General features: G+C 64.3%; 3 protein-coding genes. All 3 read left to right on the top strand.

Annotated features, from left to right (window positions below):
* The first annotated feature begins 25 nt into the window (after positions 1 to 25).
* A complete protein-coding gene (gene mepA / locus JNN06_RS14610) occupies positions 26 to 931 on the top strand; it encodes a penicillin-insensitive murein endopeptidase (protein WP_291240329.1) in 906 nt (301 codons plus the stop codon).
* On the top strand, positions 904 to 1,791 hold the full coding sequence (locus JNN06_RS14605; protein WP_291240328.1) for an esterase-like activity of phytase family protein: 888 nt from the start codon (positions 904 to 906) through the stop codon (positions 1,789 to 1,791). The genes mepA and JNN06_RS14605 overlap by 28 nt, the downstream gene beginning before the upstream one ends.
* Positions 1,792 to 1,863: 72 nt before the next feature.
* Positions 1,864 to 2,487, top strand: a complete 624-nt coding sequence (locus tag JNN06_RS14600) for a queuosine precursor transporter (protein ID WP_291240327.1) — start codon at positions 1,864 to 1,866, stop codon at positions 2,485 to 2,487.
* Positions 2,488 to 2,857 lie beyond the last annotated feature (370 nt).

The raw sequence follows: 2,857 nt of genomic DNA, 5'->3' as shown, positions 1-2,857 counted from the left end.
TCAAACCGAAGGGTGAGCAGTCCTGATGATCCGTTCCGTATTTCTGGCCGCCATTCTGGCCCCCGTTCTGGCCCTATCTGCCGCTCCGGTGCAGGCCGAGAAACTGGCAAACCAATTGTTCGGCGCCAAGGAGGCGCCCTCGCAACAGGCGCCCATGCCCGTGGGCTCCTACGCCAAGGGCTGCGCCGCCGGGCTGATGGAGCTGCCGGAAACCGGCCCGACCTGGCAGGCGATGCGCCTGTCGCGCCACCGCAATTTCGGCCATCCCGAGCTGGTGCAATATCTGGTCGATCTCTCGGCGCAGGCCACGCAGATCGGCTGGCGCGGCCTTTATATCGGCGATATGAGCCAGCCGCGTGGTGGCCCGATGACCTCGGGTCATGCCAGCCATCAGATCGGGCTGGATGCCGACATCTGGATGTTGCCGCCGCGCAGCCTGTCGCTCAGCCGGAAAGAGCGCGAGGACATCAGCTCGATCCCCGTGCGCAGCGCCGACCAGCGCAGCGTCACCGGCAACTGGACGCCGCGGCACCATGCCCTTCTCCGCGCCGCCGCCTCCGACCCGCGGGTGGACCGCATCTTTGTGGCCGCCGCCGTGAAGATCGAGATGTGCAAGACCGCCAAGCGCAAGGACAAGGCCTGGCTGCAAAAAATCCGTCCTGTGGCGGGGCATGACACCCATTTCCACGTCCGGCTGAAATGCCCGGCGGGGGCCAGCGCCTGCCAGACGCAGACCCCGACGGTGGCAGAGCTGTCCAAGGGCGGCAACGGGTGCGATGACACCTTGATGTGGTGGGTGACCGATTATCTGAACCCGCCAAAGCCCGGCAAACAGCCGGTTGACCCCGAGGCGCCCAAGAAGCGACACCCCCGCCAATATACCATGGCCGATCTGCCCGCCCAATGCGCCTCCGTTCTTTCTGCGCCCTGAGGCTTGGGGCCGTCATTCTGGGCCTCTGGCCGTCCTTCGCGCAGGCCGCGCCCGAATATCTCGGCACGACCAGTTGGCGTAGCCGCGACCCGCGTCTGGGCGGCATGTCGGCCATCGAACTTTCGGCGGACGGCATCCGCTTCACCGCCCTGTCGGATCGCGGCGCCGTCACCACCGGGCGCTTTGCCCGCGATGAGGGCGGTCGCATCACCGCCATCGACGCGGCTCCCCTGCACCTTCTGAAAGGCGCGGGCGACGCCCCGCTCAAACCCCGGCGCGCCGATAGCGAGGGCCTGGCCATTGCGTCCGACGGCACCGCCTATGTCAGCTTCGAGGGCGCCAGCCGCGTGCTGCGCTATCCGCGCCTCGATGGGCCTGCCGAAAACCTGCCCGAGGCGCAGGCCTTCCGCAAACTCCCGCCCAATTCCGCGCTGGAGGCCCTCGCCATCGCCCCCGATGGCACGCTTTACACCCTGCCCGAGGGGCGGCTGGACAGCCGCGAGCCGATCCCCGTCTGGCGCCTGCACAAAGGGGCATGGGAGCGCGCCTTCACCATCCCGAAACTGGGCCGTTTCCTGCCCGTCGGCGCCGATTTCGGCCCCGATGGCAAACTTTACATCCTTGAACGGCAGTTTGACGGGCTGGCCGGTTTTGCCAGCCGCGTGCGCCGCTTTACCACCGAGGGCGCCAGAACCGGCACCGGTGAAACCGTGCTGCAAACCGAGCTTGGCACCCATTTCAATCTCGAAGGCCTCGCGGTCTGGCGTGATGCGCAGGGCATCCGCCTCACGCTGATCTCGGATGACAATTTCCGCTTCTTCCTCTCGACCCAGATCGTCGAATACCGCATTTTTGATTGACGAAAGCCCGGCGCGGGCGTATCGCGCCGCCTTGCTTCAAGTCTCCGCGACCTTGTAAAAAACGGAAAACCCATGTCCAAACACCTTCTGCCCGGCGTTCTCGCCATGGCGGCCACAGTCGTCGCCTCCAATATCCTCGTGCAATATCTGCTGGGCCCTTGGCTCACCTGGGGCGCCCTCACCTATCCCGTCGCCTTTCTGGTCACCGATCTGACCAACCGCCTGCACGGCGCCGCCGCCGCGCGCAAGGTCGTGCTGGTGGGCTTTGTCGTGGGTCTCGCCTGCTCGCTGATCGGGGCGCAGATCATGGGCGAGTTCGGCCCGCTGGTCACCCTGCGCGTCGCCATCGGCTCGGGCGCGGCCTTCCTTGCCGCGCAACTGACCGATGTGGCCGTGTTCAACCGCCTGCGCGCGGGCAGCTGGTGGCGGGCGCCGCTGGTCTCCACCCTCGTCTCCTCCACGCTGGACACCTGCATCTTCTTCTCGCTGGCCTTCGCCGCCAGCCTGTCCTTCATCGACCCCGCCACCGATGTTTCCTGGGCCGCCGAGCCGCTGCCGATCCTGGGCCTTGGCCCTGTGGCGCCGCTCTGGGTCTCACTCGCGGTGGCCGACTGGCTGGTGAAACTTGGCATGGCGGCTGTTGCACTTGTGCCATTCCGGGTGGTTGTCGGAAAGTTGACGCAAAGCGCGGTGTAAAATGTTTTGACAATCGCAAAATCTGTGTCACGCTCCTTATATCGGCAATCTTTTGAAAGGAGGTGATCCAGTGTCTAGAGTGATATTGGAGAGAGGTGTCGGGACAGTCGGAGGGTGTGATTACTAGGGCAACCCCTTGGAAATCATGACTTTGATTGGGCTTGTAACCTAACTGGCCCATCTCCTTGGAACTCGGAAAGGGTCGCCGCATGGACGGCGACCCTTTCTCTTTCAGGGCTCGCCTTAAAATATCGCCCATTTCCCGCTTAAAATATGAACCGCTTATAAACGGCCAATTTCATCGTTTATCTTTGCGCAACATATCGCCCCCCTTATCCCGGGCCGCAAAATCCGCTATCCTTGCGCCATG

The organism is Gemmobacter sp. (assembly GCF_016792925.1).
Taxonomy (GTDB): domain Bacteria; phylum Pseudomonadota; class Alphaproteobacteria; order Rhodobacterales; family Rhodobacteraceae; genus Gemmobacter.
The sequence above is the reverse complement of the archived record's forward strand: the minus strand, read 5'-3'. Positions and strand labels throughout refer to the sequence as shown.